Annotated in this window: 12 protein-coding genes; 9 read left to right on the top strand and 3 right to left on the bottom strand. The window is 70.7% G+C overall.

Annotated features, from left to right (window positions below):
* Nucleotides 1-371: 371 nt before the first annotated feature.
* From EDD34_RS03235 to EDD34_RS03220, 4 genes are all read left to right on the top strand, one after another.
* The gene (locus EDD34_RS03235; RefSeq protein WP_123813293.1) at nt 372-1,655 is read left to right on the top strand and encodes an ABC transporter substrate-binding protein; all 1,284 of its coding nucleotides are present in this window, start codon (nt 372-374) and stop codon (nt 1,653-1,655) included.
* 117 nt (nt 1,656-1,772) lie between these two features.
* Nucleotides 1,773-2,675: a carbohydrate ABC transporter permease gene (locus tag EDD34_RS03230; RefSeq protein WP_123813292.1), complete on the top strand. Its 903-nt coding sequence runs from the start codon at nt 1,773-1,775 to the stop codon at nt 2,673-2,675.
* Entirely contained in the window at nt 2,672-3,556 is an 885-nt protein-coding gene (locus EDD34_RS03225) for a carbohydrate ABC transporter permease (protein WP_123813291.1), read from the top strand. The genes EDD34_RS03230 and EDD34_RS03225 overlap by 4 nt, the downstream gene beginning before the upstream one ends.
* Nucleotides 3,557-3,724: 168 nt before the next feature.
* Nucleotides 3,725-4,984: an ABC transporter substrate-binding protein gene (locus EDD34_RS03220; RefSeq protein WP_246012160.1), complete on the top strand. Its 1,260-nt coding sequence runs from the start codon at nt 3,725-3,727 to the stop codon at nt 4,982-4,984.
* Between the two features lie 104 nt (nt 4,985-5,088).
* On the opposite strand, the gene EDD34_RS03215 is transcribed toward EDD34_RS03220, so the two are convergent.
* On the bottom strand, nt 5,089-5,493 hold the full coding sequence (locus EDD34_RS03215; RefSeq protein ID WP_123813289.1) for a hypothetical protein: 405 nt from the start codon (nt 5,491-5,493) through the stop codon (nt 5,089-5,091).
* A gap of 343 nt (nt 5,494-5,836) precedes the next feature.
* Between EDD34_RS03215 and EDD34_RS03210 the strand changes: the two genes are divergently transcribed.
* Nucleotides 5,837-6,085 (top strand): WhiB family transcriptional regulator, encoded by a 249-nt coding sequence (locus tag EDD34_RS03210; RefSeq protein ID WP_123813288.1) that lies wholly within the window; start codon nt 5,837-5,839, stop codon nt 6,083-6,085.
* Between the two features lie 122 nt (nt 6,086-6,207).
* Here EDD34_RS03210 and EDD34_RS03205 read toward each other — a convergent pair whose 3' ends face one another.
* Nucleotides 6,208-7,698: a sensor histidine kinase gene (locus tag EDD34_RS03205; protein WP_123816291.1), complete on the bottom strand. Its 1,491-nt coding sequence runs from the start codon at nt 7,696-7,698 to the stop codon at nt 6,208-6,210.
* A gap of 162 nt (nt 7,699-7,860) precedes the next feature.
* Here EDD34_RS03205 and EDD34_RS03200 point away from each other — a divergent pair, with 162 nt between their 5' ends.
* The 3 genes from EDD34_RS03200 (at nt 7,861) to EDD34_RS03190 (ending at nt 11,329) form a co-directional block, all read left to right on the top strand.
* Complete coding sequence (locus tag EDD34_RS03200) at nt 7,861-8,385, top strand: DUF2505 domain-containing protein (RefSeq protein WP_123813287.1); 525 nt, start codon at nt 7,861-7,863, stop codon at nt 8,383-8,385.
* Between the two features lie 349 nt (nt 8,386-8,734).
* Entirely contained in the window at nt 8,735-10,273 is a 1,539-nt protein-coding gene (locus tag EDD34_RS03195; RefSeq protein WP_123813286.1) for a GH1 family beta-glucosidase, read from the top strand.
* A gap of 78 nt (nt 10,274-10,351) precedes the next feature.
* Nucleotides 10,352-11,329 (top strand): LacI family DNA-binding transcriptional regulator, encoded by a 978-nt coding sequence (locus tag EDD34_RS03190; protein ID WP_123816290.1) that lies wholly within the window; start codon nt 10,352-10,354, stop codon nt 11,327-11,329.
* On the opposite strand, the gene EDD34_RS03185 is transcribed toward EDD34_RS03190, so the two are convergent.
* Nucleotides 11,326-12,084 carry a helix-turn-helix domain-containing protein gene (locus tag EDD34_RS03185; protein ID WP_123813285.1) on the bottom strand — a complete coding sequence of 253 codons (759 nt, stop codon included), beginning with the start codon at nt 12,082-12,084 and terminating at the stop codon, nt 11,326-11,328. The two genes, EDD34_RS03190 and EDD34_RS03185, sit on opposite strands and share 4 nt — an antisense overlap.
* 235 nt (nt 12,085-12,319) lie before the next feature.
* Between EDD34_RS03185 and EDD34_RS03180 the strand changes: the two genes are divergently transcribed.
* Nucleotides 12,320-15,955: a proline dehydrogenase family protein gene (locus tag EDD34_RS03180; RefSeq protein WP_123813284.1), complete on the top strand. Its 3,636-nt coding sequence runs from the start codon at nt 12,320-12,322 to the stop codon at nt 15,953-15,955.
* The last annotated feature ends 30 nt before the right edge of the window (nt 15,956-15,985 follow it).

Genomic DNA, 15,985 nt, shown 5'->3' with positions numbered 1-15,985 from the left:
GCGCTCTCACACACCGACGACGCGGCCTGCATCGCCCGCGTCGCATGAGGACCACTCGCGATGCTAGTGATGACTGAACCGTTGCTGAACAGTGACCAAGCAAAGGTGTGGGAACCACCTACACCACACGGCTGGTGGACGAACCGGGACATAAGCGCTGGTGGGAGCCCCAAGAGGCGGCAGGAGGTCACGGTCCGGCGTCAAAAGCCCCCACCGATTGACACCCCAGGCGGACACCCGTTGCATGGAAGACAGGTCACGGGGTCCGCAGACCCCGGCCGTTCGCCGGACGGCGCCGGGCGGCACGACAGCGTGCACCAGCCCCTTCGGTGGGCACATCTCCGAACGACCTAGGAAGGCTCAGGCCCGAAATGCGAGTGAATCGAAAGTCGGCCGGTGCGGTGGCCTCGGCTGCCGTGCTGGGTTTGACGTTGGCAGCGTGCGGTGGCGGCGATTCGGACGAGGCCGGCTCCGAGGGGGGTGCGGACCAGGTCGAGGTGTTCACGTGGTGGGCCGCGGGTTCGGAGAAGGCCGGTCTGGACGCGCTGGTGGGGGTCTTCGAGGAGCAGCACCCGGATATCGAGTTCGTGAACGGTGCGGTGGCCGGTGGTGCGGGCTCGGCGGCGAAGGATCTGCTGCAGACGCGTCTGCAGGCGCAGGACCCGCCGGACACGTTCCAGGCTCACGCGGGTGCGGAGCTGCAGGACTACATCGACGCCGCCCAGATCGAGGACGTGTCGGGCCTGTACGACGAGTTCGGGCTCACCGACGCCTTCCCGCCCGACCTCGTCGAGCGGCTCTCGACGGAGGACGGCGCGATCTACTCGATCCCGTCGAACATCCACCGGGCGAACGTGCTCTGGGCAAATCCGACGGTGCTGGAGGACGCCGGGCTGGACACGTCCGCGGAGTACGAGGACCTGGACGCGTTCATCGCGGATCTCGAGACGCTGGACGGCGAGGGAGTGACCCCGCTCTCGGTGGCCACCACCTGGACACAGGTGCACCTGCTGGAGACGGTGCTGCTGGCGGATCTGGGCCCGGAGGCTTATCAGGGCCTGTGGGACGGTTCGACCGACTGGGAGTCGGATGAGGTGACCGGGGCGCTGGAGGACTTCGAGACGATCATGTCGTTCACGAACGCCGACCGGGACGGGCTGGACTGGCCGGAGGCCACCCAGCAGGTCATCGACGGCGAGGCCGCGTTCAACATCATGGGCGACTGGGCCGTGGCCGCGTTCGAGGAGCAGGACAAGGAACTGGGCACCGACTTCGTGGCCGTGCCCTCCCCGGGCACGGACGGCGTGTTCGACTTCCTGGCCGACTCCTTCACCAAGCCGGTAGGCGCTCCCGATCCCGCGGGCACCGATGCCTGGCTGGAGACCGTCGGGTCGCTGGAGGGACAGGTCGCCTTCAACAAGGCCAAGGGTTCCATCCCGGCCCGGACGGACGCGGACCCCGCCGAGTTCTCCGAGTACCAGCAGACGGCGATCGAGTCGTTCGCGAACGACACCATCGCCTCCTCTCTCGCCCACGGTGCCGCTACTCCGGTGGCGACCCTGAACGCGATCAGCGACGCGACGAGCAAGTTCACCACGGGCGCCTCCGACCTGGACGCCTACCAGAGCGAACTCGCCGCCGCCGCACAAGGCTGAGCAGCCGCACGAGGCCGACACGACCGATGCGCCGCGTACCCGCACCTCGAAGGGGTGCGGGACGCAGCGCGCTTCCTCGGAGCGCAGGGTCCCGTCTCACACTCGTAAGGTGACGGCATGCGGAAGAAACTGCGACGGGTAGGGCCTCCCCTTCTTCTGCTCGCTCCCTCTCTGCTGCTTCTGGGGGTGTTCGTCTACGGGTTGATCGCGGCGAACTTCCAGATGTCGTTCACCGACAACCACACCGCCGCCCAGGCCACCGGCCAGGCCCCCGCCGCGGCCGTCTGGTTCGACAACTACACCGCCCTGCTGGCCACCGACGCGTTCCAGCACTCCCTGCTCAACCTGCTGCTGTTCACCGCAGTATTCCTCGCCGGAACGATGGCCATGGGCTTCGGATGGGCATGGCTCCTGGAAAAGCCCGTCAAAGGCGAAGGCTACTTCCGCTCCATCTACCTGTTCCCCATGGCCGTGTCCTTCGTCGCCTCCGGCGTCGTCTGGCGCTGGCTGCTCAACTCCAACCAGGACGAACAAGCCTCCGGCCTCAACCGCCTCTTCCAGATCATCGGCCTGGACTTCCTGCAGAACAACTGGTGGAACAACGTCACCTTCGGCATCATCGCCATCGCCATCCCCGCCATCTGGCAACTGTCCGGCTACGTCATGGCCCTCTTCCTCGCCGGCTTCCGCGGCATCCCCGACGAACTCCGCGAAGCAGCCCGCATGGACGGCGCCACAGAACTCCAGCTCTACCGCCACGTCCTGTTCCCCCAACTATCCCCCGTAGCCCTGTCCGCCCTGATCATCATCGGACACATGAGCCTCAAATCCTTCGACCTCATCATGTCCATCTCCAAACCCGCCAACTACCAGACCAAGGTCCCAGCGGTGGACATGTACGTCTTCAAATCCAGCTTCGACTACGCCAACGCCGCCGCCGTCGGCGCCATCCTCCTGGTCATCGTCGCCGCCGTCATCATCCCCTACCTCATCCACACCCACCGGGAGGAAAAGCGATGACCACCCTCCTGGAGCCGATCGGCAAGAAGACGCCGCCCGAGCGCAGCGCCACGTCGCCGGCGCGCTACGCCGCCGGCCGCACGGCGCGCTACGCCATGCTGCTCCTCGTCGTCATCGTCGTGCTGATCCCGGTGTACGTGCTGTTCGTGACCAGCTTCAAGGGCGCCGGTGACGCCTCGCCCGCCCGCGCGTGGGCACTCCCCACGACGTGGACGCTGGAGAACTGGCAGACCGCCTGGACCACCCTGGCTCCCGCCATCGGACGCAGCCTCCAGATGGTCATCCCCTCCACCATCATCTCCGCGTTCCTCGGATCGCTGAACGGGTTCGTCCTGGCCCGCTGGCGCTTCAAGGGCGCCGACATCGTCTTCACCCTCATCCTCTTCGGGATGTTCATCCCCTACCAGGCCGTCATGATCCCCCTGAACCAGCTCGTCCTGAACCTGGGCATCCCCAACGGCATCCCCTCACTGATCCTCCTGCACGTCGTCTACGGCATCCCCATCACGACGCTCATCTTCCGCAACTACTACACGACCGTTCCGGCCGAACTCATCGAGGCCGCCCGGGTCGACGGTGCCGGAATGCTGCGCACCTACTGGAACGTGCTGCTGCCGATCTCCGTCCCGAGCTTCGTGGTGGTCCTGATCTGGCAGTTCACCAACGCGTGGAACGACTTCCTGTTCGCCGTGTTCTTCTCCTCCAGCCAGAACGGGCCCGTCACCGTCGCCCTGAACAACCTCGCCAACGGCGCCCTGCTGCAGAACTACGGCGTCTCCATGGCCGGGGCGCTCCTCGCCTCGTTCCCCACGCTTCTGGTCTACATCATCCTCGGCAAGTACTTCGTCGGCGGCCTCATGTCCGGCTCCGTCAAGGGCTGAAACTCGGGGGACACCGCCTGTTCGCTATGCTCCTGGGCACCACCACCCAGCCGGGCAGCGGATGCCCACCCCCCAAAGCCGGAGTCCGGGCAGCTCACTGCCCGGTCTCCAACGACGAAGGAAGTTCAGGTCCACCAGATGCGAGTGACTCGGAGGACGACCGCGGCGGTGGCGACAGCTACCGCGCTCGTCATGACGCTCGCCGCCTGCGGCGGCGCATCATCAGGAGAGGCCGAGCCCTCTCTCAGAACCCACACCGATGTCGGCGTGTACACGTGGTGGGCCGCAGGTGTCGAGAAGACGGGCCTGGACGCACTGGCCGACGTCTTCGAGAAGCAGCACCCCGACATCAGGTTCGTCAACGACGGCGTCACCGGTGGAGGTGGTTCGGCGGCCAAGGACCACCTCCAGTCGCGCCTGGAGAACCAGGACCCGCCGGACACGTTCCTGGTCCACGCGGGCGCGGAGCTCGACGACTACATCGCGGACGGCTACGTCGTGGACGTGTCGGACCTGTACAAGAAGTACGGCCTGACCGACGTCTTTCCCAAGGACCTGATCGATCAGCTGTCCACCGAGGACGGGAAGATCTACTCGGTTCCCTCGAACATCCACCGCGCGAACGTGATGTGGGCCAACCCGTCCGTGCTGGAGGCCAACGGGATCGACCCCTCCGCCAGGTACGAGAGCATCGACGCCTTCATCGCGGACCTCGAGAAGCTCGACCAGGCCGGCATCACGCCCCTCTCGGTCGGAACCACGTGGACGCAGGTGCACCTGCTCGAGACGGTTCTGCTGGGCACGCTCGGCCCTGACGCGTACAACGGCCTCTGGGACGGGAGCACGAGCTGGACGAGCCCGGAGGTCACCGCAGCGCTCGAGAACTTCAAGACCGTCATGTCGTTCACGAACGAGGACCGGGAGGAGCGCGACTGGCCCGAAGCCACCAAGATGGTCATCGGCGGCGAGGCCGCGTTCAACATCATGGGCGACTGGGCCGTGAGCGCGTTCGACGAGGCCGACATGACCCTCGGCGAGGGCTACGTGGCCGTCGCGGCTCCCGGCACCGCCGGAACGTTCGACTTCCTCGCCGACTCCTTCACCATGACCGCCGACATCCTGAGCCCGGAGAGCACCGAGGCGTGGCTGGAGACGGTCAGCTCGAAGGAGGGCCAGGTGGCGTTCAACAAGATCAAGGGCTCCATCCCGGCTCGCACGGACGTCGACCGGAGCGGGTTCACGGACTACCAGCGGATGGCACTCAAGTCGTTCGAGGAGGACGCGATCGTGTCCTCCCTGGCACACGGCGCCGCCGTGCCGGTGGCACAGCTCAACGCGGTCTCCGACGCGACGCTCAAGTTCGTCGGGGCCAACGGGCACGGTGACGTGTCGGCCTTCCAGTCCGCCCTCGCGGCGTCCGCCGGCTGACGCACCGCACGAGAACGCCGAGGTGACCGGCCAGGACGGCCGTCACCTCGGCGTTCTGTGTACCCATGTCGGGAAGCGATCCTCACGTAGCTCACAGAATGCACTCAATCTTCATGGACGGACGTCCTAGTCGTTGCTTCTATTACCGGTGGCATCATGAGCAGCACGATCACCACGACCGCCAGCAGGACGACCGTCCATCCCACGATCGCGGCCCAGAGCGGACCTCCGCCCAGGGCGACCGCCAATCCCCCGAAAATCTGGAACAGCTGCCAGGTGACGGCGAAACCTCGTGCCACGCGGCTCCCCCGCAGCAGCGCCCGCCCCGCGGCCACCAGAGCCCAGGCGGCACCACCCAGGGCCAGGACGAGAAAGATGGCCGTCTCAGGAGCCGCGGAGCCGCGGAGCGCCAGTTCCCCCAGAATCGCCATCGCGAAGGCACCGACGCCGACGGCCTCTACCACAAGGAGTGCCAGAAGTGAACGTAGCAATGGCAAAGATCTGCTCACAGTATCTCTTTCGGGTATGAAGTTGACAGACGAGTTTGCGGTGAAGTGCAGATTCTCAATAATGTGACGGAAACCTCACCTGCCGAGACAGGGAAAGTTTGCGACAACCCCTTGTGCGAGGCTTCACGAGATGTGAACCTAGTACCAGCAAGCCCAACCCCCCGAACACACCTGAAGTTCGAGCGCCCTCGGCGCACTGCGGCCGAAAACGTTGCACAGCCGCTGCCCACGGACGCAGTGCATGCTCGGCCGGTCTGCGCCCCCAGAACGCACGACGACGGCGCGGGTTATTACTGCCCAGGGCCCGAACGGCAGGGACGTTCCACCACAAGGAGTATCCGACATGGACTGGCGCCACCGTGCAGCGTGCCTCGAAGAAGACCCCGAGCTGTTCTTCCCCATCGGTAACACCGGACCTGCCTTGCTGCAGATCGAGGAGGCCAAGGCTGTCTGTCGTCGATGCGACGTCGTCGACACCTGCCTCAAGTGGGCGATCGACTCCGGGCAGGACTCGGGCGTGTGGGGCGGCATGAGCGAGGACGAGCGGCGCGCGCTCAAGCGGCGCACCGCTCGCGCCCGCCGCGCCGGCTGAGGACCACCCCACCGGTCACGCACCCTCTTTCGTCGGCGAAGCGCCCGGGACTCCCCCACCGTCCCGGGCGCTTCGTCGTGTCCGGCACCGGGTGGGCGATGGGCGGGACCGCTCCCCGGCCGTCACGAGGCCCGCCCGACGCCGTCGCGCAGCACCAGCCGGAGCTCCACCTCGGTGCCGCCGCCGTCGCGCGCGGACCACTCGATCGTCCCGCCGAGCTCGTTCATCACGAGCGTCCGCACGATCTGCGTACCCAGGCCGCTGCCCGGCCCGGTCCCGCCCGCGGCGCCGTCCTCCGCCAGGGGCAGCCCGACGCCGTCGTCGGACACGATCACCCGCATGTCGCTGCCGCTGCGCTCCACGTTGACCTCGACCGTGCCCGAGCTGCGGCCCGGGAACCCGTGCTCCACCGCGTTCGTCACGAGCTCCGTCAGCACCAGTGCGAGCGGCGTCGCGTCCTGCGCCGGCACGAGCCCGAACGAGCCGTTCCGCACCGTCCGGACCGTGGTCTGGGCCGACGCCACATCCGCCGTGAGGCGCAGCGCACGGCCCACCATGTCGTCGAGCTCCACCTGCTCCTCGAGCGTCTGCGAGAGCGACTCGTGCACGAGCGCGATGGTCGCGACACGGCGCATCGCCTCCTCCAGGGCGGCGCGTGCCTCGGGCACGTCCATGCGCCGGGCCTGGAGCCGGAGCAGCGCCGCGACGGTCTGCAGGTTGTTCTTCACGCGGTGGTGGATCTCGCGGATCGTCGCGTCCTTGGTGATGAGCTCCCGCTCGCGGCGCCGCAGCTCCGACACGTCACGGCACAGCAGCACGGCCCCGATGCGGTGGCCGTGGTCGGTGAGCGGCATGGCACGCAGCGACAGCGCGACGCCGCGCGCCTCGACGTCCGTGCGCCACGGCGCTCGCCCCATCACCACCAGCGGCATCGACTCGTCGACGGGATTCGCCTGCTTCTCCACGACCCGGGCCACCACCTCGACGAGCGACTGGCCGCCCAGCGGCCCGATGACGCCGAGCCGGTGGAAGCACGACAGCGCGTTCGGGCTCGCGTACAGGACCTCGCCCTCGGAGTTCAGCCGGATCAGGCCGTCACCGACGCGCGGCGCACCCCGTCGCGGCCCGGTCGCGGCGTTGGGCAGCGGGAACTCGCCGCGGGCGACCATCGCGACGAGGTCGTCGGCAGCCTCGACGTAGTTCAGTTCCAGACGCGACGGCGTGCGGCCCGACCCCAGGTTCGTCTGCCGGGAGACGACGGCGATCGCGCGGCCCTTGTGCACCACCGGAACGGCTTCCTCGCGCACGGCGTACGCGCCGAACCAGCGGGGCTCCCGGGCACGCTGGGCGCGGGTCTCCTCGATGGCGCGGCGGAGCTGCGGGCGCTGCCCCTCGGGCGCGACGGATCCCACGATGTCGTCGTAGTGCACGGTCGACCCTGTCGAGGGCCGGCACTGGGCGAGCGCGACGAATCCGCCGTCCGTGGTCGGCAGCCAGAGCACCAGATCGGCGAAGGCAAGGTCCGAGATGACCTGCCAGTCGCCGACGAGGAGATGCAGCCACTCGATCTCGGCCGGCTCCATCTCAGCATGCTCAAGGATCAGATCACTCATCGCGGACACGGCTCAAGGGTAAGAGATCGGCCGGACGCCGCGAGATCGGCCGGACGCCACCGCCACCGGCACGCGCCGAGATACATGACAACCGGGAACCGGCGGGCGACCCCGACACGTTAGAGTGCTGAACACCGGCGGAACCGACCTCGAGGAGAGCACGTGCACCTGACGGTCGACCTGACTTACCCCGCCAGCCTTGACGACGTCTCGGCGATGCTCGCCGACGTGGAGTTCGTTCGCTGGCGGTCGGCACGAACCGTGCGTGCCGGCACCCCGGGTGGCGGCACGGTCGAGCAGGCGGACGTCACCGGTTCCGTGGACCACGGCTTCACCGTGGTGGTGCGCCGGACCCTCGCGACCGACCAGATTCCCGCGCAGGCGCGGTCGTTCGTGGGCAGAGCCCTCGAGATCCGCCAGGCGGAGGCATGGGAGGCCCTGTCGGGCGGGCGGCGCATGGGCACCCTCTCCGTGGAGATCCTCGGCGCACCCGTGCGCATCACGGGGACGGGCCGGCTGCAGCCGCTGGCCGACGGCGGCACCCGGCTCACCTACGACGGTGACGTCCGGTCGACCGTCCCCCTGTTCGGCGCCGTGGTGGAGGAAGCAGCCTCGCAGGCCGTCCGCGCCGCGCTGGAGGAGGAGGCCGAGGCCGGCCGCGCCTGGCTCGCGGGCGAGCGGCCGTAACGACCTGGCCGGCGATACCCGAAGGCCACGGCGGCACGCCCCGCCGTGAGTTCTTGGCGCGCCCCGAGGTCACCCGAACGCGTTCTGGCAGGTAGGCGAACACTCCTACCGACCAGAGCGCGACCTGTTAACCGGTTCACATCGTTCCCGTGCGCTCGACACGCCGCGCGGCCGTGGCGGAGACTCCACGGGCCGTGCGGCGCCCGTCGCACGACCGTCCCGGCTTGACACGACGCGGGGATCGGACAACGATCGTTCGGGCATGGGAGCGCTACCACGCCTGTCTTCAGGGGCGCTTCCGACCGATCCGGGTCGCACGGCCGCACCCGCCCACGTCGAAGGGAACACGATGGACGTCGAGATCGCAGCAGCGACCGGACCCGCGGGCGGGGGCACCCTGGCCGCACCGGGGACCGCGCTCCCCTATACCCCGAGCACGCCTCGGCCGGCGCGCGGCGCCAACGGGACCGGGCGCGTGGACTTCCCGCCGGACTTCCTCTGGGGCGCGGCGACCGCGGCCTACCAGGTCGAGGGCGCGGCTCGCACCGACGGCCGGGAGGAGTCGATCTGGGACGTGTTCGCGCGCGTTCCCGGCGCGGTCCTGAACCAGGAGGACGGCGAGGTCGCCTGCGACCAGTACCACCGGTACCCGGAGGACGTCGCCCTGATGCGGGACCTGGGCATCAAGGCCTACCGGTTCTCCACCTCCTGGGCGCGCATCCAGCCCGGCGGCCGGGAGTTCAACCCCGCGGGCCTGGACTACTACGACCGCCTGGTGGACGAGCTGCTCACCGCCGGCATCCTGCCCTGGCTCACCCTGTACCACTGGGACCTGCCGCAGGGCATCGAGGACGACGGCGGCTGGCCGGTCCGCGACACCGCCTACCGCTTCCGCGACTACGCCGTCGCCACGCACGAGCGCCTCGGTGACCGGGTCGGGGTGTGGACCACCCTCAACGAGCCGTGGTGCGCCGCGTTCCTCGGGTACACGGGCGGCCAGCACGCGCCGGGCCGGCAGTCCCGCGAGGACGGCCTCGCCGCCGCGCACCATCTCATGCTCGGGCACGGTCTCGCCGTCGAGGCACTGCGCGAGCGCGCGCCGGAGGCGAACCTCGGGATCACCCTGAACTTCGAGGTGGAGGACCCGCTGAACCCGGACGACGCCGCCGACGTCGAGGCCGCGCGGCGGCTCGACGGCGCCTTCAACCGGATCTTCGCCGACCCCGTCCTGCGCGGCGCCTACCCGGAGGACGTCCTGGCCGACGTCGAGCCGTACGGCCTGACGAAGCACATCCGGGACGGCGACCTCGAGATCATCTCGGCGCCCATCGACACCCTCGGCGTGAACTATTACCACGGCAACGGCGTGGCGGCGGTCCCGGCCCCGAACCCGCTGTCCGGCAACGCTCCGCTCAGCCGGGCGACGTCGTCCCCCTTCCCCGGCGGTGACGGCGCGTACGTCCACCCGCGCGGCCTCCCGGTCACCGACCAGAACTGGGAGATCCAGCCCGAAGGCCTGACCCGGCTCCTGCTGCGGCTGCAGCAGGACTACACCGGCCCCCGCGGCATCGCCATGTACGTCACGGAGAACGGGTGCGCCTACGACGACGTGCCGGACGCCGACGGCTACGTCGAGGACCAGGGCCGGATCGAGTTCATCGACGGCCACCTGCGCGCCATCAAGGACGCCATCGACGAGGGCGCGGACGTCCGCGGCTACTTCGGCTGGTCGCTGCTCGACAACTACGAGTGGGCCTGGGGCTACGGCAAGCGGTTCGGTCTCGTCCGTGTCGACTACGAGACCCAGGAACGCGTCGTCAAGGCGTCGGGACGCTGGTACGGTCAGGTCGCAACGGAAGGCTCTCTGCCGGACCTGCCGATAAGCTGAGCTGATCGGCCGCACCCCGCGGCCGGACTACTGAGGGGGTGCGCGCTGACGCCCGACGGACCACCGACGTTGGACGATGTGGCGCGCGCGGCCGGAGTCTCCCGGTCCACCGCGTCCCGCGCGATCAACGGCGGCCTGCGTGTCTCACCGGAGGCGCAGGCCGCCGTCGACGACGCCGTCGCCCGCCTCGGGTACTCACCCAACCGTGCCGCCCGCTCCCTGGTGACGCGGCGTACCGACTCGATCGCGCTCGTGGTGCCCGAACCGGACGGCCGCATCCTCACGGACCCGTTCCTCGCCGCCACGCTGCGAGGTGTCTCCGCCGGGCTCGCCACCACGGACCTGCAACTCGTCCTGCTGGTGGCGCGGCCCGGCGAGCACCCGGGGCAGATGGCCCGCTACCTCGGCAGCGGGCACGTCGACGGCGTCATCGTCGCGTCGCACCACCGTGACGACCGGCTGGAGCCGGAGCTGGCCGGCGGGTCGCTGCCCGCCGTGTTCGTGGGCCGGCCGTTCGCCGACGAGGGCCTGCGCTGGGTGGACGTCGACAACGTGGGCGGCGGCCGCCTGGCCACCCGGCGGCTGATCGATCGGGGTTGCCGTCGCATCGCGACGATCACCGGACCTCTCGACATGACCGCGGGTGTGGACCGTTTCACGGGCTGGCGCGCGGAGATGCGGGAGTCCGGTCTGCCCGACGACGCCGTGGTCGAGGGTGACTTCACCGTGATCGGCGGGACCGAGGCTACCCAGCGCCTGCTCGACGAACATCCTGACGTGGACGCCATCTTCGCCGCGTCGGACCTCATGGCGGAGGGCGCGCTGCACGCCCTCGCGGCCCGGGGCCTGTCGGTGCCCGGCGACGTGGCCGTGACCGGGTTCGACGACCTGGGCATCGCCGCGTCCACCACCCCTCGCCTGACCACCGTGCGCAACCCGGTGGTCCAGATGGTCAACGCGGCCACGAGCACCTTGCTGGCACTGCTGACGGGCGAGCCGGTCCCCATGGACCCCCAGGTCTTCGAGGTGGAACTGATCGAGGGCGCCTCGGCCTAGGTGCTGCGACGGCGGAACGCGGCCGGGGTCTCGCCCGTCACACGGGCGAACGTCCGTGTGAAGGATGCCTGGTCCGAGAACCCGGCCACCGCCGCGACCTGAGCCAGCGGTGCCGTCGTCGACGTGAGCAGGTGCGTCGCGCGGTCCACTCGCAGCCGCAGCACGAGCTGTCGCGGCGAGAGGCCGAACACCCGCCGGACCCGGCGGTCGAGGGCCCCGGCCCCGTATCCGGACAGCTCCACCAGGTCGCCCACCGACGGCACCTCGCCGAGATCCAGGCGCGCCTCGACCTCCTGGCGCAGGTGCGCCATGTCGCGGATCATCGCGTCGTCGGCGTCTCCGGAGCGCAGGTCCTGCGAGACCGAGACCAGCCCCACGAAGCCGCCCGCCGTGTCGTGCACCGGCAGCTTGGCCGTGAGGAACCAGCCGGGCGCCCCGCCGACGTGCCGGATCAGCTCCAGCTCACCGCGCAGCGGCCGTCCCGTGGCCCGGACCTGCTCGTCCTGGTCCTCGTAGCGTTCGGCGAGATCGGTCACGAAGAGGTCCGGCGCCCGCCGCCCGACGACGTCGCGCCGTGACCGCTCCCGGGTCCGCGCGACGAAGACCTCGTTGACCAGCACGTACCGTCCGCCGGCGTCCTTCGCACAGAACATCACGCCCGTCAGCTCGTCCATCAGCGACACCATCGCCGGGCTGAGTGCCTCGAGCAGCGCGGTGGCCTCGGGCCAGGATGCCTCGGTCGCGGAGATGCTCATCCCCCCATCATCTCCCCACGTTTACCGGCCGCCGAACCGCACGTCCCCACCGGTTCCGGCGGTCGAACCGCACGTTGAATCGTGCCAGTGCGCCGTTCGAACGATTCAACGTGCGGTTCGGCGACCAGCGGCAACGACGGCTTGCGGTTCGGCGGGATCGCCTTGACCGGAATCCTTCCCGGGGATGAGGAATTCCGCCAATACGGTTCCCGCGCACAGGGTGCACCCTGGAGGAATGAAGAGTCCTGCCCAGCATCCCCGTGCAGTCTCGGTGCACGACGACGTGCCGGACGGTGCCACGAGCGCCGCCGTCTCCGCCGAGTCCCTGGCCGACGACGCCGTCGCCCTCGCCCGCCGCTGGATCCGCGCGAGCGAGCAACGTGCCGCCCACCCGTCGGCCGCCGACCGAGCCGCCGCGCGCGCCTCCGAGTCGCTCAGCGCCCTGGTCTCCGACCCGGCCGGCCTCGAACTCGCGATGAGCTTCGTGGACGACGTCGCCCGTCCCCAGGACTCGCGGGTCGCCGCCAAGGCCCTCGCCCGGCTCGGCGACCAGGCCGGCGCCGCCACCTTCCTCGGACCCGTCGACAAGCTGCTGTTCCGCGCCGGGGCGCTGGCCGCACCCGTCGCGCCCGCCGTCGTCGTCCCCGCCGCGCGCGCCCGGCTCAAGCAGCTCGTCGGACATCTCGTGGCCGACGCCGGCCCCGGGCTCACCGCCCACCTGTCCCGCACCCGCGCGCAGGGGTACACCCTCAACGTCAACCTGCTCGGCGAGGCGGTGCTCGGCGAGACCGAGGCGGCCGCACGCCTCCAGCGCACGATCAGGCTCGTGGAGCGGCCGGACGTCGACTACGTGTCCGTCAAGGTCTCCAGTGTCGCCGCGCAGCTCGTCACCTGGGACCTGCCCGGCTCCCGCGACCGCGTCGTCGAGCACCTTCTCCCGCTGTACCGCGCGGCGCGCGAGCACGGCGTCTTCGTCAACCTCGACATGGAGGAGTACCGCGACCTCGCGCTCACCGCGGAGGTGTTCAAGGCCGTCCTGGACCGCGACGAGTTCCGCGACGTGGAGGCCGGCATCGTCCTGCAGGCCTACCTTCCCGACGCCCAGGGGGCCCTCGACGACCTCACGGCGTTCGCGCAGAAGCGCGTCGCCGCCGGCGGCGCCCGCATCAAGGTGCGGCTCGTCAAGGGCGCGAACCTCTCCATGGAGCGCGTCGAGGCCGCCGTGCACGACTGGCCGCAGGCGCCGTACCTCACCAAGCCTGACGTCGACGCCAACTACGTACGCCTCCTGGACGACGCCCTGCGCCCCGAGCGCGCCGCCGCCGTCCGGATCGGCGCCGCCTCGCACAACCTCTACCACGTGGCCCTCGCCGTCCTGCTGGCCCGCGGCCGGGGCGTCGCCGACGCCCTCGACATCGAGATGCTGCAGGGCATGGCGCCCGCCGAGTCGGCGGCCGTGCGCGACGAGATCCGGCCCGACGGCGGCCGCGTGGTGCTCTACACGCCCGTGGTGCGGAACGAGGACTTCGACGTCGCGATCTCCTACCTCGTGCGCCGCCTCGAGGAGAACGCGACCAAGGAGAACTTCGTCTACGCGATGTTCGCCGAGTCGCACGACGACGGCGTCACCGCCGACCCGATGGAGCTGCAGGAGGCGGCGTTCCGCGCGTCGGTCACCGACGGTGTGCACTACGAGACGTCCGACGTCGCCCCGCGCCGCGTGCCCCGCGATGCTCGCCCAGACCCGGCCGACTCCGGCATGCCGGGACCCGGCGCGCCGGCTCCCGGCACGTCCGGAGGGAATGAGGCCGGCTCCGCCGCGTCCACAGGCTCCCTGCCCTCCGACAACTCGACGGGGTTCCGCAACGCCGTGGACACCGACCCCGCCGTCGGCGCCTCGCGCGACTGGGCCGCGCACGTGATCGGCGCCCGCTCGGGCTTCGTCCCCGCCCTCACCCGGCCGCTCGCGACCACGGAGCAGGTGGACGACGTCGTCGCCACGGCGGGGCGCGCCACGGCCGCCTGGGCCCGGGTCGCCCCGGCCGACCGCGCCCGGGTGCTGCGCGCCGCCGCCCGCCACCTGGAGGCCGCACGCACCGACCTGGTCGCGGCCGCCGTGCACGAGGCCGGCAAGACCGTGGCCGAGGCGGACCCCGAGATCACCGAGGCCATCGACTTCGCCGCCTACTACGCGGTGAGCGCCGAACGGCTCGACCCGGCCTCCGGGGCGTACCCCGGCGCGGAGTTCCATGCCGACGGCGTCACGCTCGTCACCCCGCCGTGGAACTTCCCGGTCGCGATCCCGATCGGCGGCGTGCTCGCGGCGCTGGCCGCCGGCTCCGCCGTGATCGCCAAGCCCGCGCCGCCGACGCCGCGCTGCTACGAGCTGGCGGTCGAGGCGGTGCACGCCGCGCTCGACGAGGTGGCGCCGGAGATCGGGCTGGACCCGGCCGTCGCGCGCGACGTCGTGCAGTACGTCCGCGTGCCCGACGGCGACCTGGGCCGCCGCCTCGTGACGCACGACGGCGTGGCCCGCGTGGTGCTGACCGGCGCGATCGAGACGGCCGAGATGTTCGCCTCCTGGCGGCCCGGCCTCCAGATCCTGGCCGAGACGAGCGGCAAGAACGCACTGGTCGTGACGCCGTCGTCGGACCTCGACCTGGCGGTCGCCGACGTGGTGCGCTCCGCCTTCGGGCACGCCGGGCAGAAGTGCTCGGCGGCGTCGCTGGTGATCCTCGTCGGATCGGTGGGCGACCCGACGAGCGTGACGGGTGAGCGCTTCCGGCGCCAGCTCGTCGACGCGGTGCGGTCGCTCGCCGTCGGCCCGCCGACCTCGCTGTCCACCGTGATGGGCCCGCTGACCGAGCCCGCGCAGGGCAAGCTGCTGCGCGCGCTGACCACCCTGGAGCCGGGCGAGTCGTGGCTCGTTCGGCCGCGCCGGCTGGACGCCGTGGCCCGTGAGGCGGGCCTGGCGCACGGCCGCCTGTGGACGCCGGGCGTGCGCGACGGCGTCCGGCCGGGGTCGTTCTTCCACCTGACCGAGGTGTTCGGGCCGGTGCTCGGCATCATGACCGCCCGCACGCTGGACGAGGCGATCGACGTGCAGAACGCGGTCTCCTTCGGCCTCACGGGCGGCCTGCACTCGCTGGACGAGGCCGAGATCGAGCACTGGCTCGACCGGGTCGAGGTGGGCAACGCCTACGTGAACCGGCACATCACCGGCGCGATCGTGCAGCGGCAGTCGTTCGGCGGCTGGAAGGCGTCGTCGGTCGGCCCCGGCGCGAAGGCCGGAGGCCCGAACTACGTGGCCCAGCTCGGCACGTGGTCCGACGCCGCCGACGTCCCCTCGCGCGACGAGGACCCGGACGGCTGGCTCGCCGCCGCGGTCGCCGACGACGAGCGCTGGTGGGCCCGCGAGTTCGCCGTGGAGCACGACCCGACGGGGCTCGAGGCGGAGTCGAACGTGTTCCGCTACCGGCCCGTGCCGGGTCTGACCGTGCGGGTGGGTGACGGTGCGCGGGAGATCGAGGTGAAGCGCGTGCTCGCCGCCGCACGGCGCGCGGGCGTGCCGGTCGACGTGTCCCGGACGGTCGCCGCCGCCGACACCGTCCCCGCGGGCACGCCCCGAACCGCCGTCGGCCACCTCACGCACGACGAGTTCGCCGAGGCGGTCGCGGACGGCCTGGTCACCGGACGGATCCGGGTGATCGGCGAGGCTCCGGGCCTGCGGGAGGCGGCGACGAGCCGGCTGGCGACGGTCACGGTCCTGGACGCGCCCGTGCTGGCCGCCGGCCGCCGTGAGCTGCTGACGATGCTCCGCGAGCAGGCGATCAGCCGCACGATGCACCGCTACGGGCACATCCGCCGCTGAGTGCGGCGCATCCCTGACTGCCGGGGGCGG

The organism is Myceligenerans xiligouense, from assembly GCF_003814695.1.
GTDB lineage: Bacteria > Actinomycetota > Actinomycetes > Actinomycetales > Cellulomonadaceae > Myceligenerans > Myceligenerans xiligouense.
This window is presented reverse-complemented; position numbering and strand designations above follow the sequence as displayed.